Here is a 22,203-nt window from a genome sequence, read left to right on the forward strand (position 1 = left end):
GGGGGCGGGGGGGGGCCGCGCGCGGGGCCCGCGCCGGGCGGGGGGGGGCGGCCGGGGGGGGGGGGGGGGGCCGCGGGGGGGGCGGGGGCGGGGGGGGGGGGGCCCCGCCGGCGCCTCGGCCACCGAGCGTACGAAGCTCCGCCGTGAGCGTCGGCCCGGCCCGTCCCGTCAGAGGCTGTGGGCGGTGATGTCGCCGTAGCCGGTGGTCGCGCGGATGGTCAGGCCGGCGTCGGCGCCGTCGGTGTTCTTCAGCGCGTTGTGGATCCGGCCGTAGCCGGTGCCGGCGTCCAGGAAGGCGGAGACTCCGCGGGCGGCGCCGACCGACACCTCGCCGGACTCGGTGCGCAGTACGACCTTGCCGCTCACGGCCTCGGTGATCCGGATGTCGCCCTTCTGGGTGCTGATCTCCGCGGGGCCGCCCAGGCGGCCGACCGAGATGTCACCGGCGAGGACGGAGAGGCGGGCGCTCGCGGTCTCGTCGAGCTTGACCGGGCCCTGGGCGCCCTCGAAGGCGACGTCGCCGAGCCGTCCGACACCGCGGAACTCGGCGCTGGCCGCCTTCGCCTCCACGTGCGAGCCGGCGGGCAGCTGGACGGTCACCTCGACGGATCCGGAGTTGCCGAGGATCCGGTTCTTCGCCGGTGCGCCCTCGATCCGCAGGACTCCGTCGCCGTACTCCACCCTGGTCTGCTCCGCCGCCTTCACGTCGCGGCTGTTGGAGGCGTCCGCGGGCAGGACCTCGACCGCGGTGTCGGCCCGGTCGGCGGCGATGATCCGGATGCGTCCCGCGGGGATGTCGAGGACGGCGGAGACCGGGGCGGGGGTGTCGAACTTCTGCATCGTGCTCTCCCTCGAGTCGTTGTTTCCGATGTAGGAAAAGCTACGTTGCATTTATGAATCCCTCAATGCTGTCGTTGCGCTTGGGGTGAGTATTCCCAGGTGAAGCCCATGAAATCGTTGCAACGAGTTTGGATTCAATGCAACGAAGAAGGAAGGGTCGTTGCAATGAAGTGGGAGTGAACGCTATCGTGGAGGCAGTCGAGGAGAACGAGGGAGTCCACGATGCCGGGAGGCAGGCTCACCCAGCAGGAACGCCAGCAGATCGCGCTGGGGCTGGCCGACGGCCTCGCCTACGCGGAGATCGCCAGACGTCTGGAACGTCCGACCTCGACGATCACCCGGGAGGTGATGCGCAACGGCGGCCCCACCGACTACCGCGCCGATCTGGCCCACCGCGCCACCGAACGCCGCGCCCACCGGCGCAGGCAGGCCGCGCCCCGGGGAACGCAGGCACCCCCGCAGGCCCACGGACGCGACGCCGAGGCCGTGCGTGAGTACGAGGAGATGTTCACCACCCTCCTCATGCAGCAGGGCCTGCCCAGGATGATGTCCCGGGTGCTCACCTGCCTCTACACCACCGACGCGGGCAGCCTCACCGCGTCCGAACTCGTCCGCCGCCTCCAGGTCAGCCCGGCGTCCGTCTCCAAGGCGGTCGCGTTCCTCGAGAGCCAGGGCCTCATCCGCCGGGAGCGCGACGAACGCCGCCGCGAGCGCTACATCGTCGACGACGACGTCTGGTACCAGTCGATGATCGCCGGCGCCCGGTCCAGTGCCCAGCTCTCCGAGGCCGCGCGGCAGGGTGTCGGCGTCCTCGGCCCCGGGACCCCGGCCGCCGCCCGCCTCGAGAACATCGCCCGCTTCGTCGACTTCGTCACCGAGAGCCTGATCCGCGCCGCGGAGCAGGCCCGCGAGGTCCTTCACACGAAAGCCGGAACGCCCCCGGCCGGCGGTGCCGGACCCGGTTCCGGTTCGGACCACGGATAGCCGGCCGTTCCGACGGCTGCGTCCGGTCGTTGCCGTGCGCCGCGGAGAGAGTGCTCTCACATCCTCCGGTGCCCGGCGCAGCGCCGGTGCCGACGCGCCAGGCAGCCGGCCGCCACACCCAGAGCGCCCATCGTCAGGCCCACCCCGAGGGGTTGTGCGAAGTCGGCCGGATCCGTGCTCCCGCCCACCCCGCCCTGGGTGCCGCGGGTCGGCAGCGGGGACATCGTCGAGCTGATGGCGGTCCGGTGGGGCAGCACCTCGCACGCGATGCCGTCGTCGGGCCCCCGGTCCTCGTCCAGCCGGTTCGGATCGCTGAGATCGCGGTTCAGCTCCGCCTGGGCGTCTTCCTGGAAGGCGAAGTCGCTGCAGTCCAGATCGGTCTGGGCGTGCGCGGTGCCCGCAAACGGTCCGACGGCGAGGGCCACCATGACCGCGGCGGCGAATCCGGCATGTATGCGCATGAGCCGTTCCCTTCGAAGCGGTGGCCTCACGGGCCGTCACCGCGACCCTAAGGATCCTCCCGCCGCCCGGCCCTGTTCTGTTACGCCGTACGGAGGACGGGGCGGGGTGGGGCGGGGCGGAAAGCCGACGACTTCCGAAGCCCTGAACAGGGATGGGCGGGCCGGTGTGTCCGGCCCGCCCGCAAAACCGCTCCGGCAGCGGCCGCGGGACAGCCGCGCTGGTGCTGCCGCCCGGCCGGACGCCGTCGCGCCCACCCGTATCCGGACGCCGTCGCGCCCACCCGCCGCCTGAGGGACTACTCGCCCTTCGGCGCCGCCTGCTGCACCACCTCGAAGGACCAGAGGGTGGCCCCCGAAGCGGCGGGCTTCGCCTGCTCGCCCTCCGCGCCGCCTCGGTGCGCCGCCCTCATCGGGCCTTCCAGCCACGCCTGGAACGACTCCTCGTCCCGCCACCGCGTGTAGACGAGGTAGGTGTCGGTGCCCTCGACCGGGCGGAGCAGCTCGAACCACTCGAAGCCGTCGGAGTTCTCGACGGCGTGGGCCCGAGCGGCGAACCGCTTCTCGAGGGTCTCCCGCTGCTCCGCCGGGACGGTCAATACGTTGATCTTGACTACGCTCATGCCCCCATCCTGCCTCCCACGGCCTCCGGGGCGGCGGACCACCCCCACCCCAGCAGCCGGCACCTTTGCCGTGGCGCTACCTCACGGGGGACCGTTCGAGCCGCTCCACCTCCCGGGTGGCCTGCCGGGCGTCCCGCTCCGCGCGGGCGAGCGCCTCGGCGGCGGTGCGGTGGCGCTCCTCGGCCTGCCGCTCATCCCGGGTCGCCGCCCGGAGTGCCTCGCGTGTCCGCCGCAGGCGCTGCTCGGCCTCGTCGACCTCCTGCCGGGCCCGCTCCCTTTCCTCCCGCGCCCGCTCCGCGGAGCCCTCCGCACCGGCGTGTTCCGTGCGACGGTCGTGCAGCTCCCGGGCGGCGGCCTCCGCCGTCCGCCGGGCCCGCGCGAGCCGTTCCCGGTGTTCCCGCCGGCGCCGGGCGAGCTCGTCCTCCTGAGCGGGACGTACGGGCGGCGCGGGCGCCGGCGAACGCGGTGGACCGCGCCGGGCCGCGCTCTGCGGGGCGAGGCCCGACGGGAAGTCCGACGGCGGGGTGAGGGCGCCGTCCAGGCGGCCGGTGGCCCACTGGTCGGCCGCCTCCGGGTCGGCCAGCACGGCCTGCAGGGTGGCCGTGACCTCGCTCTGCACCGCGTCCGACAGACGGTGCCCGGCGTCCAGCGCGAGTTCCGCCGCCTGGCGGGACAGGGCGGCGACGATGTGGCGCCGTTGCGTGGACAGTTCCCTGACCGCGGCCGGGTCCAGTTCCCGGTGGGCCTTGCGCAGCGCCTGCCCGAGCTCCAGGAACTGCCCGCTCTCGCGGGGCCGCGACCGCAGCAGCAGGTTCGCGGCCCAGGCCGCGAGGGTGGGACGGCGGGCGGCATGGATGCGGCGGGCGTCCTCGTCCCGGCCCGCGGTCCTGGCGGCCGCCGCCAGTTCCTCGCGGCGCGCGACGAAATCGGAGGGCGGGGTGGTGAAGAGCCCGTCGAGCACCGCCTCCACGTCGTCCGTCCCGCCGCCACCGCGCGCGCCCTTACGCTGCATGGTCCACAGCCTCCACCGGGCCGCGCCACCGCGCACGCCGGGCTCCGCCCTGGGCGGGCGGCGACACGGCTCGTCCTTGGGCCGGCGACACGGTTCGCCCTGGGCGGGCGGCGACACGGTTCGTCCTGGGCGGGCGGCGACGCCGTTCGCTGGTTCCCGGGGGACGAGTCCGAGGCTCCGGGACGACGCCGAGGCCCGCCGAGGTCCATGTCCCTCCGGCGTCCCGGTGTTACGGCTCTTAGGCGTCCCGGCGTCCCGGCGTCCCGGCGTCCCGGCGTTCCGGCCTCCCGGTCTTCCGGCGTCCTGGCCTCCCGGTCTTCCGGCGTCCCGGCGTCCCGGCGTCCTGGCCTCCCGGCGTCCTGGCCTCCCGGCGTCCTGGCCTCCCGGCCTCCCGGCGTCCTGGCCTCCCGGCGTCCCGGCCTCCCGGTCCTCCGGCCCGCCCATGCCATTCGGGTGTCCGGCGAGAGGCCGTCGCCCGCCCCCGAAACGAACCCGGTTCCTCATCCGAGGCCGCGCGGCGCGGTCCGATGCAGGGTCCCCGAGGGGGCCGGCCGAGCGCGTACCCAGCCGAACAGCATCACCGAGCACCCGGCCGCGAGTGCGCACCAGGTCGAGACGAACTCCAGGCGCCACACAGCCCAGCAGGCCACTGCTCCCCCCGCGACGAGCACCCCCAGCAGCGACAGCCGCCGGTCGCCGGACAGCAGCAGGGAGCCCACGGTGGCCAGGAGGTATCCGATGACGAGCGGCACCGGGTGGGACAGGCCGAACGCGTAACCGACCGTCCGGCCGTGGATGTCGGCCGTCACCGGTCCGGTGGCCAGCGCGTACGCGAGCCCCGCGGCGGTGGCGACGCCCACGGCGAGCGGGACGGCCAGCCGCCGCCGGGCGTGCGGCGGGGCGGCCCACCGCACTCCGGCCGGCACCCACACCGCCAGCAGCGGCAGCGCGATGACGGCCCACACCACGGTGGCTGGCCCGCCGCCCCCACCCGACGCCCAGACCACCGACTCGACGATCTGGTGGGCGCCGAGCAGGAGCGGCAGCGCGGCGAGCGGCAGATCCCGGATCTCGCGCACCCGTGCCACACAGGCCACGCCGACGGCCGCGACACCGGCGCCCGCCACCAGATCGGCCGTCGCACTCCAGCACATCACGCCACCACGGGGTCGGCCTTCACGGGCGTCCACCTTGCCATTCGGCGACGCCCCTCGCGCCCCGGGTTTCCGTCGGCGTGTCTCGCTCTGGCCGTTGAGGCGGCGGGGCGAGGTGGACTGCGTACCGGGGGTGGGCTACACACCGGGGCAGCGGGCGCCCGACCCCTCGAAACGCCGGCCGTCGGCGCCGGTCACGGTCACCGTGACCGTCGCGGGCTCCGCGTCCCGGAGGCCGAGGAGGTACGCCCGGGCGGCGGTGCAGATCACCTGGTCCGCCGCCAGTTCGGTCAACTTCGACGTGTGTGACGGCAATCGGATCGCCACGTGGTCGTCGTGCGCCGTGACCCGCACGACGTCCGGCGAGGGCCCGGAGGGATCGCCGGTGGCCGTCGGGCCGGGGCTGCCGCCGTCCCGTGTCTCCGCGGGCCCGGCGGTCGGGAAGAGGGTGGTCCGCTCCGGCAGCCGCACCAGCCGGGTGGTCAGATGCTTGAGCCGCTCCCGCGCGGTCGGGCCCTGGAGCAGTGCCTCGACGGCCATCCCGACGTCACCGGCCTCGGGGACCGCGCGGGGCACGGCCACCAGCGTCCCGTTGCCCACGAAGTAGAGCGCAGTGGTCGCCGGGATCCCGCTCGCGGGCCCGCCCGCCTCCACCACACCGGTCGCGGGAATGCCGCAGGCGGACAGCGCGAGCGCCGCCGGGACGACCAGCAGCGCGACACGGCGTACGGATCTCATGCGGGGTCCTCCCACGACGGCTCGTCCCGCCGCAGCGGGAGTTCCACGGTGAAGACGGCGCCGCCCGCGGGACGGTTGGCCGCGCGGACGGTGCCACCGTGCATCCGTACGTTCTCCTCGGTGATCGCGAGGCCCAGCCCGCTGCCCTCGGTCCGGGTGCGCGCGCTGTCGGACTTGTAGAAACGCTCGAAGACGTACGGCAGCACGTCGTCCGGGATGCCGGGTCCACTGTCCGCCACCTCGATGACCGCCAGCGGCCGCGCACCGTGCCGGCCCCGCTCCGACAGCGCGACGCTCACCGGACGGGCTCCGTGCCGCAGGGCGTTGCCGACCAGGTTGGCCACGACCACGTCCAGCCGGCGGGGGTCGACCCGCCCGCGGAGTGCGTCGGGCCCGGGCAGCGCGGTCTCCACCAGGTCCGACCAGCCTCGGGAGGAGATCGTGCGCCGGACCGACTCGGCGAGGTCGATCTCGTCCAGGTGCAGGACCGCCGCCCCGGCGTCGAAGCGGGAGATCTCCATCAGGTCCTCGACCAGCCGGGCGAGTTTCACGGTCTCCTCACTGATGAGCCGTACGGCGGTGGCCGTGTCCGGGTCGAGGAGGGCGGCCTCCTCGTCCAGGACGTCGGTGACCGCCGACATGGCGGCCAGCGGGGTGCGCAGCTCGTGGGAGACGTCCGCGGCGAAGCGGCGGGCCCGCGCCTCCATGCCGCGCAGCTCGGCGACGGACTGCTCCAGGGCCGCCGCGGTCTCGTTGAACGTGTGGGACAGATCGGCGAGTTCGTCGGAGCCGTTGACGTCGAGCCGGGTGTCGAGGCGCCCCTCGGCGATGCTGCGGGTCGCCCGGCGCAGTGCGCGGACCGGCCGCAGCACCCCGCGAGCGGCGAACAGGGCGAGCAGCACGGCGACGCCGAGGGCCGGTACGGTCGCCCGTTCGACGGCCGTCACCAGCGCGTCGACGGCCCTCTGCTCGTCGGCCTGCGGCACGGTCAGGAAGACCTGGACGCCGGAGGGCGTGGGAAGCCGGGCGGGGGAGGCGAAGGTGACCGACATGCCGACGACCAGGGAGGTGCGCCCACCGCTGCGCACCCGCTGGAACACGGTGGCCACACTCGAACCGACCGCCTCGCGCACGGCGGGCGTCAGTTCGTCGAAGGGGTCGTCGGGGACCGAGGTCGCGCTGAACCCCCGGTAGGTGACCAGGACGCGCCAGGTGCCCGAGGGTTCGGCGCGGGCCACGTCCGACGCGAACCGCCGCAGCGCCTCCCGGCTCGGGGGGTAGCCGAGTTCGGGGGCGAGCCGGCCGACCTGACCGCGCAGTTGTCCGATCACGGTGTCCTGGCTCTGCTGGAGGACGCCGTTGCGGGCCTCCCGGAAGGTCAGGGCCCCGGTCGTGGTGGTCGCGAGGGCGGCGACCAGCCCGAAGGCCACCAGCAGCCGCATCCGCAGCCCTCGCAGCGCGACCCTCGCCGGCAGCATTCCCTTCGTCGGTCTCCCGTCCGCCGTCCGCCCCGGACGTCTCACCGGGAGGCGAACCGGTAGCCGAAGCCGCGCACGGTCTGGATGTAGCGCGGTTCGCGCGGCGGCTCGCCCATCTTCGCGCGCAGCCGCTTGACGCAGGCGTCCACCAGGCGGGCGTCGCCGTGGTAGCTGTGCTCCCAGACCGCTTCCAGCAACTGCTGTCGGCTGAACACCTGCCCCGGCGAGGCGGAGAGGGTCAGCAGGAGCCGGAGCTCGGACGGGGCGAGCGCGACCGGCGTGCCCCGCACGGTGACGGTCAGCCCGGCCCGGTCGATGGCCAGCTCCCCGTGCGTGTCGATCTTCGGCAGCCCTCCGTCCCCGGCCCCCGCGCCGGCCCGGCGCAGCACGGCCCGGATACGGGCCTCCAGCACCCTGGCCTGCACCGGTTTGACGACGTAGTCGTCGGCGCCCGCCTCCAGGCCGACAACGATGTCCACGTCGTCGCCCCGCGCGGTCGCCATGATGACCGGCAGGGTCTGGTCGACGGAGCGGATGCCGCGGCACACGTCCAGGCCGGTCACGCCGGGCAGCATCAGATCGAGTACCACGACGTCGGGCCGGAAGGACCGCAGCTGTGCCATGCCGTCCTCGCCGGTCGCGGCGGCGGCGACCTCGTGGTTCTGGCGGCGCAGCGCCAGCGCGACCCCTTCCCGGACGGCGCGGTCGTCTTCGATCAGCAGAACTCGTGGCATGGGCTCAGTATCAGGACCGCTCGAACCGGGCCGGGGGTCTGTTACCGGATGATCACAAAGTCACGATGATCATTCGTTATGGTTCCGTGATCGTCCGGGCCAGATCCGATCACATGACGGTCACACTCTGGCTGACCATGACCGCGCACAAAGTACTGTCCTTCACCACCCGCCGCCGTCGGCGCCGCCCCGCGCACGCCTCCGGGCAGCGGCGTGGGAAGGGACCGCTGTGGGCCGGGCTGGCCGCGACGACCGTTCTCGGGGTCGCCGGGTTCGCGGCCGTGGGAGGGGCGCCGCCGTCCGGGAAGGACGCGGGGGCCGAGGCCGGCGCGACCGAGCGCACCGGTCCCACGCCCGGCCGGACCACGCCGCGTCCCAGTGGTTCCCCGACGCCCTCGTCCGGCGCGGCGGGCGCGTCCGGCTCGTCCGGCTCGTCCCCCGGTCCCTCCGGGACCGGCATCTCCCTTCCCGCCACCGGACCGGGCACGTTCGTCACGGCGTCCGGCGGGAGCGAGAAGGCGGGCACGGGCAAGACCCTGCGCTACCGGGTCGACGTCGAGACCGGCCTCGCGCTCTCCGCCGAGGGCGTGGCCGAGGAGGTGGACCGCATCCTGGCCGACCCGCGCGGCTGGACGGCGGACGGCACCTCCGCGTTCCAGCGCGTGCCGGGCGGCACCACCGACTTCGTCGTCCGGGTGGCCACCCCCGGCACCGTGGACAAGATCTGCGCACAGGGCGGCCTCGACACCGGCGGCCGGTTCAACTGCAGCGTGGGCGGCGACGTCATGGTCAACCTCCGGCGCTGGGAGCTGGCGACCCCCGTCTACGCCGAGGACGTCCCCGCCTACCGCGCACTGATCATCAACCACGAGGTCGGACACTTCCTCGGCCACGGCCACGTCGGCTGTCCCGGTGCGGGCGAACCCGCCCCCGCGATGATGCAGCAGATCAAGGGCATGAACGGCTGTGTCCCCAACGTCTGGCCCTACGACTCCGAGGGCAATCTCGTCACCGGCCCCGCCGTGCCCTGACACCGGGGCCCGAGCCCCGCGCGCGGTGCTCACCGCACGGTGAGCGGGGTCTCGGACGCGACGCGGGTCAGTTTCTCCGGGTTGCGGACGTAATAGAGGCCGGTGATGCGGGCGTCCTCGACGTGGAACGCCAGGACGCCGTCGACGTCGCCGTCCAGGCGCATGACGAGCGCCGGGCTGCCGTTGACCACGGTGGGGTCGCTGGTGAGCGTGACCTTCTGCTTGCCGAGGCCGCCGATGATGAAGCGGGCCACCTTGCCGGAGGTGGTGATCGGCCGAGGCGCGGCCTGCTTGACGCCGCCCCCGTCGCTCACCAGGACGACGTGCGGGGCGAGCACGTCGAGGAGGCCCTGAAGGTCCCCGGTCTCGAGCGCGCGGCGGAACGACTCCAGAGCCGCCCGGGTCTCGCTCGCGGAGGCCGTCTTGCGAGGGCGGCGGGCGTCCACGTGCCGGCGGGCGCGGTGGGCGATCTGGCGGACCGCGCCGGGGCTCTTGTCGACGGCGGACGCGATCTCGTCGTAGTCGAGGTCGAAGACCTCACGCAGCACGAACACCGCGCGCTCGGTCGGCGAGAGCGTCTCGAGGACCAGCATGAGCGCCATCGACACACTCTCGGCGAGCTCGACGTCCTCGGCCACGTCCGGCGCGGTGATCAGCGGCTCGGGCAGCCAGGAGCCGACGTAGGCCTCCTTGCGGTGCCGCAGGGTGCGTATCCGGTTCAGCGACTGCCGCGTGGTGATCCGGACCAGGTACGCGCGCGGGTCGCGCACCTGCCCCGGATCGACCTCGACCCACCGCAGCCAGGTCTCCTGCAGCACGTCCTCGGCGTCGGCCGCCGAGCCGAGCATCTCGTAGGCGACGGTGAACAGCAGATTGCGAAGCGCGACGAACGTCTCGGTCGCCGGGTCGGTGCCGTGCTCGCTCATCTCTCGGTCCCTCTTCCTCGTGGTCGGCCCGGGGTGACGCGGATCTTTACCGTCCCACCCGTTCGGCGGCGGCCGGCACCTCGCCGCGCCGGTCCCGCAGCACCAGCCGGCGCTTGTCGTCCTTGCCCCACCATGTGCGTGCTCCGGGCTTGCGCGCCTCGTAGCGCAGCTGCCAGACGGTGCTCCTGCACACGAACTCCTTGAGCCGGGCGCCCGGGCGGCCACCGAGGTGCATCCCTACCGCGACGTCGTCGCGGTGGGCGAACTGGAAGATGCCCGCGCGGCGCCCCAGGCTGATGCACTGGCCGGCGAAGCCCACGCTGACGGGCGCGGGCTGCCTGCCCGCCAGCCGGCTGAGCACGGTCTCGGCGGCCTGCGGGCCCAGCTGGACCGCGGACTGGCAGCCCATCCGGAACGGCAGGTCCGAGGGCGCCGCCGCGTCCCCGGCGGCGACGATGCGCTCGTCGTCCACGCTGGTCAGCGTCTCGTCCGTGAGCAGGCGGCCCAGGGAGTCGGTGCTCAGCCCGCTGCGTGCGGCCAGTTCCGGCACGCCGAACCCGGTGGTCCAGATGGTCACCTGGCTCGGCAGTACCCGGCCGTCGCTGAGCTGCACGCCGTCGCGCGTCACCGCCGTCACCAGGGTGTCGGGGCCCTCGACCACGGTCACCCCCAGCCTGTCCAGCCGCCCGGCGACCGAGCGCCGTCCCCGGGGGTGCAGGTACGGGCCGAGCACGCCGCCGCAGACCAGGGTCACGGCACGGCCCGCCTCCGCCAGCTCGGCGGCGGTCTCGATGCCGGCCGGACCGGCTCCGACCACCGACACCGCGGCCGACGCGGGCGCGGCGTCGAGGACCGGCCGCAGCCGGCGCACCTCCTCCAGGGTGGCGATCGGGTGGGCGAACTCGTCCGCTCCGGGCACCCGGGGGCCGGCGCCGTCGCTGCCCACCGCGTAGATCAGGTAGTCGTAGCCGACCGAGCCGCCCGACGCCAGCGTCACGCGGCGCCCGGCCGCGTCGATCCGGGTCACGGTGTCGACCACCAGCCGGACGCGCTCGCCCAGGACCCTGCCGTAGTCGACGACCGCGTCGTGGGACCCGCCCACCAGCTGGTGCAGGCGGATCCGCTCGACGAAGGTCCGGCGCGGGTTGATCAGCGTCACGCTGACGTCGGCGCGCTGGGTCATACGGTTGGCCGCCATGACCCCGGCGTATCCGCCGCCGATCACGACCACTTCGGTGTTCCCGGCCATGGTGTCTCCTTCGCTTCGAGTGCGCTGCGAGCGGGTTCGGCCTCAAGACACGGCGGAGACGATCGTTGTGACAGCATGTGACGCAGGTCACTCCGCCCTGGCGGGCGGGGACTCGGGGAAGGGGGTGCGCCGGCGGCGGTGGCGCCGGCGAGCCGGGCGGCGCAGGCGCGGGCTCTCCTCGCGGGACACGGCCCGAGTGCGATGATCCCTGTCCGGATGACCTGTCAATGACCTGGTACCGGGAGCAGGCGAGACCCCGTCGGGGCGGGCGCGTCAAAGGGGTGGGTTCAGTGGCAGCATCGGGCAGGCAGCGGCCGACGATGGCGGACGTCGCCGCGAAGGCGGGTGTCTCCCGGGCGCTTGTCTCGATCGTGTTCCGCAACCAGCCGGGAGCGAGCGAGGAGACCCGGCAGCGGGTGCTGCGGGTCGCCGACGAGATCGGCTACCGGCCCGACAGCGCGGCCCGGCTGCTGGCCCGCGGGCGCAGCCGCACCCTCGGCGTGATGTTCACCGTGCACCAGACCTTCCACACCAACCTCATCGAGGGCATCTACCCCGAGGCCGAACGCCTCGGCTACGAGGTCCTGTTGTCGGGCGCGACGCACGGCCGCAGCGAGGAGAAGGCCGTCGAGGCGCTCCTCAGCCACCGCTGCGAGGCGCTGATCCTGCTCGGTTCCTTCGCGCAGCCCGCGTTCCTCGACGAACTCGGGCGCCGCACGGTCGCCGTATCCGTCAGCCGCCGGGTCCCGCACGCCCACGTCGACTTCGTGCACTCAGCCGAAGGCAAGGGCGTACGGCAGGCCATGGATCACCTCGTCGAACTGGGGCACCGCCGGATCGTGCACATCGACGGCGGCAGCGGTCCCGGCTCGGCCGAGCGCCGGCGGGCCTACCGGGCCGCGATGCGCCGCCACGGGCTGGCGGCCGAGGCCCGGGTCGTCCCCGGTGACCACACCGAGGAGTCGGGCATCGAGACCGGCCGTCTGCTCCTGGCGGAACGGGAGAGGGGGCTGCCGGTGCCGACCGCGGTCCTCGCGGGCAACGACCGTTGCGCCATGGGCCTGTTGATGTCCATGACCCGGGCCGGGGTCGAGGTGCCGCGCGACCTGTCCGTCGTCGGCTACGACGACAGTCACCTCTCCCATCTGATGCCGATCGGCCTGACCACCGTCCGCCAGGACGCCGTCCTCATGGCGGAGCACGCCGTGCGGTTCGCGGTGGAGCGGCTGGAGAACCCCGGACTCGAGCCGCGGGAAGCGGTGGTGGAGCCCAAGCTCGTGGTGCGGGGCACCAGTGGGCCGCCGCCCGGAAGCGGCACCTGAGAGGTTCGGCGCCGGGGCGCGGGAGGCAGCCCGGCTTGCGCCGGGCCGCCTACGCCGGGTGTCGGGGCCGAAGCCTGGCGTGCGCCCGCGGCCGGGCCTGCAGCCGGGCTTGCGCCGGGCCGCCTACGCCGGGTGTCGGGGTCGAAGCCTGGCGTGCGCCCGCGGCCGGGCCTGCAGCCGGGCTTGCGCCGGGCCGCCTACGCCGGGTGTCGGGGTCGAAGCCCGACGTGCACCCCCAGCCGGGCCTGCGCCGGACCTGCGCCGGGCCTGCGCCGGGCCTGCGCCGGGTGTCGGGGCCGAAGCCTGGCGTGCACCCGCAGCTGGGCCCGAAGCCAGGCGTGCGCCCGCGGCCGGGCCTGGAGCCGGGCCTGGAGCCGGGCCTGGAGCCGGGCTTGCGCCGGGCCGCCCACGCCGGGCGTCGGGGTCGAAGCCCGGCGTGCGCTCGCAGCCGGGCCTATGCCGGACCTATGCCGGACCTATGCCGGGCCTACGCCGGGCGTCGGGGCCGAAGCCCGGCGTGCACCCGCAGCCGGGGCCGCAGCCGGGTCTGCGCCGGCCCACACCGGGCCAACGCCGGGTCCGCGCCGGGCCCGCACCGGGGCCCCGTACCGGGCCCGCGTCCGTCCGCCCCCGTCTCGCGTGCGGATCATGACGGGGGAGGAACCTGGCGGCCGCTCGCCGGAGACGGACGCGTGTCGCCGGACTTCGGGCCCGGAGCGGCGTCGGCGCTACGAGGGCGGGAGACGGGAGCCTGTCGGCCCGCGAGGGTGGCGCGGTGCCGGGGCTACTGGGGCGGGTCCCCGGCCGCGCCGCCTCGGCTTCGGACGGTTTCCGCCGTGTGCCGCAGTTCGGTGAGCACCGTCCGTACCGCCCGGCGGGCCGCGCGCTCGGGGCGGTGGAGCACGTCGATGTGGCGGTGGGCGTGGATGCCGTCGAGCGGCCGGAGGACCACGGCCGGGTGCGGGCGGGACGTCCAGCGCGGCATCAGGGCCACCCCGCCGCCCGCGGCCACCACCTCCGCGACCACCGCGATCTCGTTGATGCGGTGGGCGATCTCGACCCGGCGCCCGGCGGCGGCGGAGACGGCCTCGATGGTGGCCAGGAGCGGAAAGCCGTCGTGCACCGTGATCCACGGCTGGTCGGCGACATCCCGCGGGGTGAGCCGGGGCTTGGCGGCCAGGGGGTGGTCGACGGGCAGGGCGACGTCGAGGGGTTCCCGCAGCAGGGCGGTGGCCGTCGCGGTCCGGGGCCACGGCGGCGCGTGGTCGAGGCGGTGGGCGATGACGAGGTCGTAGTGGCGGGTCAGGGGCGGGAAGTCGTGCTGCGCCACGTCCTCGTCGTGGAGGGAGAGGACCGGGGACCCCGGCGGGCGCAGGCGCCGCAGCAGAAGGGGGAAGAACGCGGCGGCTCCGCTGTGGAAGGCCGCCACCGACACCGCGCCGTCGGGCCGTTCGACGAACGCGTCGACGGTGTGGCGCGCTCGGGCCAGCGCCGTCTCCACCCCGATCGCCGCGTCCGCCAGGGCCTGCCCGGCGGCCGTGAGGACCAGCCGCCGCCCGTCGCGCTCGGTGAGCGGCACCGGAATCGAACGCTGCAGCAGCCGGAGCTGCTGCGAGATCGCCGAGGGCGTCACCCGCATCGCCTCCGCGACCGCGGTGACACTGCCCAGCTCGCCCAGCTCCCGCAGAACGCGCAGCTGCCTCTCGTCCACCCCGTCAGTGTAGCCTTGCTAAAAGGTTCCTTGAGCAACTCGTCGTTTACTTCAAAGTGCTGGTCGGCAAGGGTGGAACGCATGCCAGCCACCCGCCGTACGGATGTGGTGCTCCTGGCCGTCGCCGTCGTCTGGGGATCCAGTTACCTGACGGCGAAGACGGCCACGGCGACCACACCGGTGTCGATCGTCCTGTTCCTGCGCTACGCCCTCTCCGCCCTCGCCTGCGTCGCGGCCGTCGCCGCTCTCCGCAAGGCCGGTCCCCTCACCTGGGACGAGACCCTCCGCGGCTGCCTGCTCGGTCTCACCCAGGCCGCCGTCCTCGCCCTGGAGACGTACGGCGTCGCCCGCACCAGCGCCGCGAACGCGGGCCTGATCATCAGCCTCACGCTCGTTCTCACGCCGCTGCTGGACCGCGCGGGACGCCCCGGCGGACCGCCGCCGAGGTTCTACCTCGCCGCCGGTCTGTGCGTCGCGGGCGTCGGTCTGCTCGTGTCCGGCAACGGCCTGCGCGCTCCCGGTGCCGGTGATCTGCTGATACTCGCGGCGGCGGTGGTCCGGGCGGGTCATGTGGTGCTCGTCGGGCGGCTCACCGCCGGGCGGACACTGCGCCCGCTGCACCTGACGACCGTGCAGAGCGTCGTCGGTACGGTCCTGTTCCTCCCGTTCGCGGCGGGCGGTCTGCCGGTACTCGCCCGGGCCGGCGCCGTGACCTGGGTCCAGCTCGTGTATCTGGCCCTGTTCTGCGGCCTGTTCGCCTTTCTCGCCCAGACCTGGGCGGTGCAGCGCACCTCCGCGACCCGGGCCAGCCTGCTGCTGGGCACCGAACCGGTCTGGGCCCTCCTGGTCGGCATCGGCTTCGGCGACGAACGGCTCACCGCGCTCTCCGTCCTCGGAGCCGCGCTGATCGTCACCGGGACGTACTGGGGGCAGGCCGTCGAGCGTGGGGCACACCTGCCCCACCCCGTCGACACCGGCCGCCGCCCCGAGCCCGCACCGGCGGCGTCACCCTGAGCGCCGCCTACCCCAGGGCGCGCACCGCGGCGATCCGCTCGTCCAGGAAGCCCCGGCATTCGGCGCGGCGGTCGGCGTCGTAGCCGCGCGGGCCGCACTCCACGACCAGTATCAGGCCCAGGTAGAGGCCGTAGAGCGCCAGCCGGTGACGGAGGGCCGGCGTGAAGTCGAGGCGGCCCCCGGCCTGGAGGTATCCGGCCACGAGATCGCTGTCCGGGCCGGTGTCCCCGCCGAACTCCAGGGAGACCAGCTCGGCGGCCGGGTCGCCCCAGAAGGCCCGCTCGTGGTCGATGATCCCGGTGACCCGGCCGCCCGGACCGTCCGCCGCCGCTCCGTCCGGCTCGGGAACGCCGACGAAGACGTTCCCCGGCCACAGGTCGAAGTGGACCAGACGCGGCTCGGTGACCTCGTCCAGGGCGGTCGCGCCCTCGGCCACCAGGGTCCGTACGACGGCGGGCGCCACACCGAGTTCGGACCGCCAGCGCTCGGCGTCGTCCAGCAGCGCGTCCACCATGGCGGTGAACGCCGTACGCCAGTCGGGAGCGGACAGCGCGGCCTCGGGGGCCGGATATCCGAACCGGCCGTCGCCGGGGGACAGGGTGTGCAGCCGTGCGGTGATCGCGCCCAGCTCACGCCGCAGAACCGACCCGGTGGCAGGGGGAAGACGGTCGGCCACCTTGTCCCACGGCGTACCGTCCAGCACGGACACGGCGAGGAAGTCCTCCCCGGCGTAGAGCAGTTCGGGGGTCGGTACGCCCTTGCCGGCCAGGGGGGCGAGACGCCGGTACACCATCGCCTCGGTCGCCATGATGCCGCGCTCGTACCGCAGCACCGGGGCGTCGGCCGGCGGTGCCAGCTTCACCACGGCCGCGCGCCCGTCCTCGAACCGCACCCGGTAGGCGGTGTTGAACCAGCCGTCGGTCAGCTCCGCCTCGAGACGGCAGCCGACGCCCGTCGCCTCGCGCATCAGATCGTCCAACCCGGCCGCGGACAGGCGGCGTTTGGAGAGACTCTGCATGGGCGGCTCGCTTTCGCGTCATGGCCCCGGGGTCGTTGGGAGCGCTCCCAGGAAGAGGCTAGCAGTCCGCGGGAGCCGTTCAAGGGGCGGTGACGCCACAGAGTGCGCATCGACCTCGTCCGCGCGGACGGGCCCCGCATCGTCTCCCGGTGGACGACACACCGAGCCGCTTCCCGACCGCCCTTCCCGGCCTGCGGGCCAGGACCCGTGCCTCGGGGTTCACCATGTCCTGCGAGGACCGCACCGGCAGCCTCCTGGCCGTGCTCGCGGCCGCCCGGCCCGGCGGGCGGATCCTCGAACTCGGCACCGGGACGGGGCAGGGGACCTCCTGGCGCCTCGGCGGCATGAGCGGCGACACCCGCCTGGTCACCGTCGAACTCGACCCCGCCCTCCAGGCCGTGGCCCGGGAGGAACTGGGCGCCGACGAGCGGGTGACCGTCGTCGAGGGGACGGCGGCACCTGGCTGGAGCAGTACGCCGGCGAGCCCTTCGACCTCGTGTTCGCGGACACCTGGCCGGGAAGGTTCACCCATCTCGACCGGGCGCTGGACCTGGTGGCTCCCGGCGGGACCCATCTGATCGACGACCTCGACCCCAGGCTCGGACGGCCCGGGGAACACAAGGCCTCCGTCGTACGGCTGCCGGCCGAGCCGGAGGAGCGCGGGGACTTCGGTGCGTCCGTATGGCGTGGGCGAGCGGTCTGCTGATGGCGGTGCGTTCCACCCCGGAATGAATCCGCGCGGGACCGCGGGAACCGCCGACGGGGCGTCAGATCGGCGGCCGCGTGGGCCCGCCGAACGCCTCAAGGATCTGCTCGGCGGCCAGCGTCGCCGTCAACCCGCCTTCCCTGACCTGCCGTTCCAGGGCGGGCGCCAGGGACCGTACCCGGGGGTCGGCGTGCAGGCGGCCCAGGAGCTCGTCGTGGACCATGCTCCAGGTCCAGTCGACCTGCTGGTCCCGGCGCTTGGCGGTGAGACGGCCCGTCGAGTCGAGCAGCGAACGGTGCTGTTCGAGGCGCTCCCACACGGTGTCCAGGCCGGTCGACTCCCGTGCGCTGCAACTCAGCACGGGCGGCGTCCAGGCCGGGTCGGGGCCGTGCATCAGCCGCAGTGCGCCGGAGAGTTCACGGGCCGCCGCGCGCGCGTCGCGCTCGTGCGGGCCGTCCGCCTTGTTGACGGCGATCACGTCGGCCAGCTCCAGGACGCCCTTCTTGATGCCCTGGAGCTGGTCGCCCGTGCGGGCGAGGGTGAGCAGCAGGAAGGAGTCGACCATGTTGGCCACGGCCGTCTCGGACTGGCCGACGCCGACCGTCTCGACGAGGATCACGTCGTAGCCGGCCGCCTCCATGACCACGATCGACTCCCGGGTGGCCTTGGCGACCCCGCCGAGCGTGCCCGCGCTGGGGGAGGGGCGGACGAAGGCCGCCGGGTCGACGGCCAGGCGTTCCATCCGGGTCTTGTCGCCCAGGATCGAGCCGCCCGTACGGCTGGAGGACGGGTCGACGGCGAGCACCGCCACCCGGTGTCCGAGCGAGGTCAGCAGCGTGCCGAACGCGTCGATGAACGTCGACTTCCCCACACCCGGCACCCCGCTGACGCCGATCCGCCGGGCCCGGCCGCTGTGAGGCAGCAGCGCGGTCAGCAACTCCTGTGCCAGCGCCCGGTGCTGGGGGCGGGTGGACTCGACGAGGGTGATCGCGCGGGCGACGAGCGCCCGCTTCCCGTCGAGTACGCCCTTCACATACGCGTCGACATCGATCACAGCTCGTGCCCGAGGTCGGCCGACAGCCGTGCCACCAGGTCGTACGCCGCGTCAGGGATCACCGTCCCGGGCGGGAAGACGGCCGCCGCGCCCATCTCCAGCAGGGTCGGCACGTCCTGCGGCGGGATGACCCCGCCGACCACGATCATGATGTCCTCGCGTCCCTCCTCGGCGAGTTGCTCCTTCAGCGCCGGCACGAGGGTGAGGTGGCCGGCGGCCAGGGACGACACCCCGACGATGTGCACGTCCGCCTCTACGGCCTGGCGGGCGACCTCGGCCGGGGTCTGGAACAGGGGGCCGACGTCGACGTCGAAGCCGAGGTCGGCGAATGCGGTGGCGATCACCTTCTGGCCGCGGTCGTGGCCGTCCTGGCCCATCTTGGCGACCAGGATGCGCGGACGGCGCCCCTCGGCCTCGGCGAAGGCGTCCACCAGGGTGCGGGTACGGTCCACGGACGGGGACTCGCCTGCTTCGTTGCGGTACACGCCGGAGATCGTACGGATCTGGCTGGCGTGCCGCCCGTACACCTTCTCCAGGGCGTCGGAGATCTCACCGACGGTGGCCTTGGCGCGGGCGGCGTCCACCGCCAGCTCCAGCAGGTTGCCCTCGCCGTCGGCGGCCCGGGTCAGCGCGTCCAGCGCGTGGCGGCAGGCGCTCTCGTCCCGCTCCTCGCGCAGCCGCCGCAGCTTGGCGATCTGCTGGGCGCGCACCGAGGAGTTGTCGACCTTGAGGACCTCGATCTGCTCGTCGCTGTCCACGCGGTACTTGTTGACGCCGATCACCGGCTGGCGCCCGGAGTCGATCCGCGCCTGGGTGCGGGCGGCGGCCTCCTCGATGCGCAGCTTGGGGATGCCGGCGTCGATGGCGCGGGCCATGCCGCCCGCCTGCTCGACCTCCTGGATGTGCTGCCAGGCGCGCCGGGCCAGGTCGTACGTCAGCTTCTCGACGTACGCGCTGCCGCCCCACGGGTCGATGACCCGGGTGGTGCCGGACTCCTGCTGGATGAGCAGCTGGGTGTTGCGGGCGATGCGGGCGGAGAAGTCGGTGGGCAGGGCGAGGGCCTCGTCGAGGGCGTTGGTGTGCAGCGACTGGGTGTGGCCCTGGGTCGCCGCCATCGCCTCGACGCAGGTGCGCGTGACGTTGTTGAACACGTCCTGCGCGGTCAGCGACCAGCCCGAGGTCTGCGAATGCGTGCGCAGCGACAGCGACTTGGAGTTCTTCGGGTCGAACTGCTTCACCAGCTTCGCCCACAGCAGGCGGGCCGCCCGCAGCTTGGCGATCTCCATGAAGAAGTTCATGCCGATCGCCCAGAAGAACGACAGCCGGGGCGCGAACGCGTCCACGTCCAGGCCCGCCTCCCGGCCCGCCCGGATGTACTCCACGCCGTCGGCGAGGGTGTACGCCAGCTCCAGGTCGGCCGTCGCACCGGCCTCCTGGATGTGATAGCCCGAGATGGAGATGGAGTTGTAGCGGGGCATCCGCTGCGAGGTGTAGGCGAAGATGTCGGAGATGATCCGCATCGACGGCTTCGGCGGATAGATGTAGGTGTTGCGGACCATGAACTCCTTGAGGATGTCGTTCTGGATGGTCCCGGCCAGCTTCTCCGGCGGCACACCCTGTTCCTCCGCCGCCACGATGTACAGCGCCAGCACCGGCAGCACGGCGCCGTTCATCGTCATCGACACGCTCATCCGGTCCAGCGGGATCCCGTCGAACAGCTGGCGCATGTCGTAGATCGAGTCGATCGCCACGCCCGCCATGCCGACGTCACCGGTCACCCGCGGGTGGTCGCTGTCGTAGCCGCGGTGCGTGGGCAGGTCGAAGGCGACCGACAGGCCCTTCTGACCGGCCGCCAGATTGCGGCGGTAGAAGGCGTTGGACTCCTCGGCCGTGGAGAAGCCCGCGTACTGGCGGATCGTCCAGGGCTGGTTGACGTACATCGTCGGGTACGGGCCGCGCAGATACGGGGCGATGCCCGGATGCGTGCCCAGGAAGTCCAGGCCCTCCAGGTCCTGCCCGGTGTACAGCGGCTTGACCGCGATGCCCTCCGGCGTGTCCCAGAGCAGGTCGTCCCCGCCGGCCGCCTTCTTCACGGCCGTACGCCACTCGTCGGTGCCGCCCGCGGCGGCCGGGGTCCCCAGCTCGATCCCGGAGAAGTCGGGGATTCCCATCAGGACACTCCCATGCGGTCGAGGGTGGCGGACAGCACGGCGACGGCGTCGCAGCCCGCGAAGACGTAGCCGTCGACATCCGGGTACTGCCCGGGACGCCCGGCGAGGAACACATGCGCGGCACCGGCCGCCTTCAGCCGCGCGGCCTCTGCCGCGGCCCGCTCCTCGTACAGCGCGTCACTGGAGCACAGACAGGCCTCCGAGGCACCGCTCTCCTCGAACGTGCCCTCGGTGACGGGCTCGATGCCGCCCGCCTGGAAGAGGTTCGAGGCGAAGGTCAGCCGCGCGGTGTGCGCGGCGGCCGGGCCCAGCGCGGTCAGGTGGATGCGCGGCCGTGAACCGGTCGCGGCCAGGTGGGCGTCGGACCGCGCCCGCAGCGCCTCGAACGCCTCGTCGCGGCGCACGCGCGGCAGACCGCCGGACCGCGGCTCGGGCGCGGCCTCGCGGACCACCGGCTTCTCGGCGAGGAAGGGGAACTCGCTGACACCGGTGACGGGTTCGCGCCGCTTGGCGAGTCCGGTGCTGCGCGCCTGCCAGGTGTCGGCCAGCCGCCGGCCGAGCTCGCCGGAGCGCAGAGCGGCCGCCTGCCCGCCGCTGCCCTCGATCCACTGGAAGAACTCCCAGCCCGCCCGGGCGAGTTCGTCCGTCAGCCGCTCCACGTACCAGGAGCCGCCCGCCGGGTCGATCACCCGTGCCAGATGCGACTCCTCGATGAGGATCGTCGAGGTGTTGCGGGCGATGCGCCGGGCGAACGCGTCCGGCAGCCCGAGCGCGTCGTCGAAGGGCAGCACGGTGACCGAGTCCGCCCCGCCCGCCCCCGCGGCCAGCGTGGCGACGGTCGCGCGCAGCATGTTCACCCACGGGTCGCGGCGCGACATCATCACCGGGGAGGTCACGACGTGCTGGATCTGTGCGCCCGCGTCGGGCGCCCCGCACACCTCGGCGACCCGCGCCCACAGCCGGCGCGCGGCGCGCAGCTTGGCGATCGTGAGGAACTGGTCGGCGGTGGCCGCGTAGCGGAACTCCAGCTGCGCGCAGGCCTGTTCGACGCTCAGGCCGGCCTCGGTCAGCGCCCGCAGATACGCCACCCCGGTCGCGAGCGAGGCACCCAGCTCCTGAGCGGCCGAGCCGCCCGCCTCGTGGTACGGCAGCGCGTCCACCGTCAGCGCCCGCAGCCCCGGGTACGCCTCGGCGCACAGCCGGGCGAGACCGGCCGCCGGCGCGAAGTCGCCGGGCCGCCCGGTACGGGCCTCGTCACCGAGCGGATCCGCGCCCAGGTTGCCGCGCGCCGCGTCCCCGGCGACGCCCCGCTCCTCGTACAGCCGCAGCAACTCCCGTGCGGCGGGCTCGACATCGCGGCCGGCGTCGAGGACGACCGGGGCGAGGTCGAGGTACACCCCTTCGAGGACCTGGCCGAGCGACGACACCGGGATGCCCGCCTCGCCGACGACCAGCCAGAGGGAGGTGACGCCGTTCTCCAGGTCGGCGAGCACAGCGCCGTGGTCGGCTGCCGAGTGCCGCTGCCGTACGTCCCACCCCCCGACGGTGTTGCCCTCCGGCCTGCTGCCGCGGACAAAGGGGGCGAACCCGGGGAGACCCGGCTCGGGCGCGGTGTCGTGCGCGGTGTACAGAGGCCGGGTGCGCAGCCCGTCCTCCAGCGCGGTGGACAGGGCTTCCTCGGCCTGAGCGCCCTCGACGTCCTTGCCCGACTTGCGCAGCACGCCCGCGACCAGGCGCTGCCACTGCTCGTGGGTGGAGTCAGGGAACTCGGCGGCCAGCTCAAGCCCGTCGTCAGGCAGGACCGTCATGCTCGGATGTTAGGCCAGAGGCACAAAGGGGCAGCAGGGGGCACGGCTGTGACCTTGCCCTCTCCTTGGCTGTGACCCCGTTCACCGGGCGTCCAACGCACCCGCGGCGGGCCGTTCGCCGGGCTCGTCGCCGCCGGTCACCGCCCCCGGCCGTTACGCCGTTCGGCTCCGC

The 22,203-nt window shown here is 73.9% G+C and carries 20 protein-coding genes; 5 read left to right on the forward strand and 15 right to left on the reverse strand.

Going from position 1 to position 22,203, the window contains the following annotated elements; translation table 11 throughout:
* Positions 1-168 precede the first annotated feature (168 nt).
* On the reverse strand, positions 169-840 hold the full coding sequence (locus ACFY30_RS10370; RefSeq protein ID WP_390844746.1) for a DUF4097 family beta strand repeat-containing protein: 672 nt from the start codon (positions 838-840) through the stop codon (positions 169-171).
* A 222-nt stretch (positions 841-1,062) separates the two neighbouring features.
* Between ACFY30_RS10370 and ACFY30_RS10375 the strand changes: the two genes are divergently transcribed.
* Positions 1,063-1,824, forward strand: a complete 762-nt coding sequence (locus ACFY30_RS10375; RefSeq protein WP_390844747.1) for a helix-turn-helix domain-containing protein — start codon at positions 1,063-1,065, stop codon at positions 1,822-1,824.
* A 56-nt stretch (positions 1,825-1,880) separates the two neighbouring features.
* Here the strand turns inward: ACFY30_RS10375 and ACFY30_RS10380 are convergent, their stop codons facing one another.
* The 7 genes from ACFY30_RS10380 to ACFY30_RS10410 form a co-directional block, all read right to left on the reverse strand.
* Positions 1,881-2,285: a hypothetical protein gene (locus tag ACFY30_RS10380; protein ID WP_390844748.1), complete on the reverse strand. Its 405-nt coding sequence runs from the start codon at positions 2,283-2,285 to the stop codon at positions 1,881-1,883.
* 296 nt (positions 2,286-2,581) lie between these two features.
* Entirely contained in the window at positions 2,582-2,905 is a 324-nt protein-coding gene (locus ACFY30_RS10385) for an antibiotic biosynthesis monooxygenase family protein (protein WP_390844749.1), read from the reverse strand.
* 76 nt (positions 2,906-2,981) lie between these two features.
* Positions 2,982-3,917, reverse strand: coding sequence for a hypothetical protein (locus ACFY30_RS10390; RefSeq protein WP_390844750.1), 936 nt, complete (start codon positions 3,915-3,917; stop codon positions 2,982-2,984).
* Positions 3,918-4,417: 500 nt separating this feature from the next.
* On the reverse strand, positions 4,418-5,071 hold the full coding sequence (locus tag ACFY30_RS10395) for a DUF6629 family protein (protein WP_390844751.1): 654 nt from the start codon (positions 5,069-5,071) through the stop codon (positions 4,418-4,420).
* A gap of 138 nt (positions 5,072-5,209) precedes the next feature.
* Positions 5,210-5,809 carry a hypothetical protein gene (locus ACFY30_RS10400; RefSeq protein ID WP_390844752.1) on the reverse strand — a complete coding sequence of 200 codons (600 nt, stop codon included), beginning with the start codon at positions 5,807-5,809 and terminating at the stop codon, positions 5,210-5,212.
* Positions 5,806-7,287 (reverse strand): ATP-binding protein, encoded by a 1,482-nt coding sequence (locus tag ACFY30_RS10405; RefSeq protein ID WP_390844753.1) that lies wholly within the window; start codon positions 7,285-7,287, stop codon positions 5,806-5,808. Before ACFY30_RS10405 ends, ACFY30_RS10400 begins: the two co-directional genes overlap by 4 nt.
* A 41-nt stretch (positions 7,288-7,328) precedes the next feature.
* Complete coding sequence (locus tag ACFY30_RS10410) at positions 7,329-8,021, reverse strand: response regulator (protein WP_390844754.1); 693 nt, start codon at positions 8,019-8,021, stop codon at positions 7,329-7,331.
* Between the two features lie 113 nt (positions 8,022-8,134).
* Between ACFY30_RS10410 and ACFY30_RS10415 the strand changes: the two genes are divergently transcribed.
* Positions 8,135-9,052, forward strand: a complete 918-nt coding sequence (locus ACFY30_RS10415) for a DUF3152 domain-containing protein (RefSeq protein WP_390844755.1) — start codon at positions 8,135-8,137, stop codon at positions 9,050-9,052.
* 29 nt (positions 9,053-9,081) lie between these two features.
* Here ACFY30_RS10415 and ACFY30_RS10420 read toward each other — a convergent pair whose 3' ends face one another.
* Both ACFY30_RS10420 and ACFY30_RS10425 read right to left on the reverse strand, forming a co-directional pair.
* On the reverse strand, positions 9,082-9,978 hold the full coding sequence (locus ACFY30_RS10420; RefSeq protein WP_390844756.1) for an RNA polymerase sigma-70 factor: 897 nt from the start codon (positions 9,976-9,978) through the stop codon (positions 9,082-9,084).
* A gap of 46 nt (positions 9,979-10,024) precedes the next feature.
* On the reverse strand, positions 10,025-11,227 hold the full coding sequence (locus ACFY30_RS10425) for an NAD(P)/FAD-dependent oxidoreductase (RefSeq protein ID WP_390844757.1): 1,203 nt from the start codon (positions 11,225-11,227) through the stop codon (positions 10,025-10,027).
* A 320-nt stretch (positions 11,228-11,547) separates the two neighbouring features.
* Between ACFY30_RS10425 and ACFY30_RS10430 the strand changes: the two genes are divergently transcribed.
* Entirely contained in the window at positions 11,548-12,549 is a 1,002-nt protein-coding gene (locus ACFY30_RS10430; RefSeq protein WP_390845267.1) for a LacI family DNA-binding transcriptional regulator, read from the forward strand.
* Between the two features lie 784 nt (positions 12,550-13,333).
* On the opposite strand, the gene ACFY30_RS10435 is transcribed toward ACFY30_RS10430, so the two are convergent.
* Entirely contained in the window at positions 13,334-14,260 is a 927-nt protein-coding gene (locus tag ACFY30_RS10435; protein ID WP_390844758.1) for a LysR family transcriptional regulator, read from the reverse strand.
* Positions 14,261-14,341: 81 nt separating this feature from the next.
* Here ACFY30_RS10435 and ACFY30_RS10440 point away from each other — a divergent pair, with 81 nt between their 5' ends.
* Complete coding sequence (locus tag ACFY30_RS10440; RefSeq protein ID WP_390844759.1) at positions 14,342-15,274, forward strand: DMT family transporter; 933 nt, start codon at positions 14,342-14,344, stop codon at positions 15,272-15,274.
* 7 nt (positions 15,275-15,281) lie between these two features.
* On the opposite strand, the gene ACFY30_RS10445 is transcribed toward ACFY30_RS10440, so the two are convergent.
* Positions 15,282-16,292 carry a phosphotransferase family protein gene (locus ACFY30_RS10445; RefSeq protein WP_390844760.1) on the reverse strand — a complete coding sequence of 337 codons (1,011 nt, stop codon included), beginning with the start codon at positions 16,290-16,292 and terminating at the stop codon, positions 15,282-15,284.
* Between the two features lie 149 nt (positions 16,293-16,441).
* Here ACFY30_RS10445 and ACFY30_RS10450 point away from each other — a divergent pair, with 149 nt between their 5' ends.
* A complete protein-coding gene (locus ACFY30_RS10450) occupies positions 16,442-16,870 on the forward strand; it encodes an O-methyltransferase (RefSeq protein WP_390844761.1) in 429 nt (142 codons plus the stop codon).
* Positions 16,871-17,059: 189 nt separating this feature from the next.
* Here ACFY30_RS10450 and meaB read toward each other — a convergent pair whose 3' ends face one another.
* From meaB to ACFY30_RS10465, 3 genes are read right to left on the reverse strand one after another with little or no spacing between them, the layout of a single operon-like run.
* Positions 17,060-18,052, reverse strand: coding sequence for a methylmalonyl Co-A mutase-associated GTPase MeaB (meaB, locus tag ACFY30_RS10455; protein WP_390844762.1), 993 nt, complete (start codon positions 18,050-18,052; stop codon positions 17,060-17,062).
* Positions 18,049-20,223 carry a methylmalonyl-CoA mutase gene (scpA, locus tag ACFY30_RS10460; RefSeq protein WP_390844763.1) on the reverse strand — a complete coding sequence of 725 codons (2,175 nt, stop codon included), beginning with the start codon at positions 20,221-20,223 and terminating at the stop codon, positions 18,049-18,051. Before scpA ends, meaB begins: the two co-directional genes overlap by 4 nt.
* The gene (locus ACFY30_RS10465; RefSeq protein WP_390844764.1) at positions 20,223-22,031 is read right to left on the reverse strand and encodes a methylmalonyl-CoA mutase family protein; all 1,809 of its coding nucleotides are present in this window, start codon (positions 22,029-22,031) and stop codon (positions 20,223-20,225) included. The genes scpA and ACFY30_RS10465 overlap by 1 nt, the downstream gene beginning before the upstream one ends.
* Positions 22,032-22,203: the final 172 nt, after the last annotated feature.

Source organism: Streptomyces sp. NPDC000345, assembly GCF_042898825.1.
GTDB lineage: Bacteria > Actinomycetota > Actinomycetes > Streptomycetales > Streptomycetaceae > Streptomyces.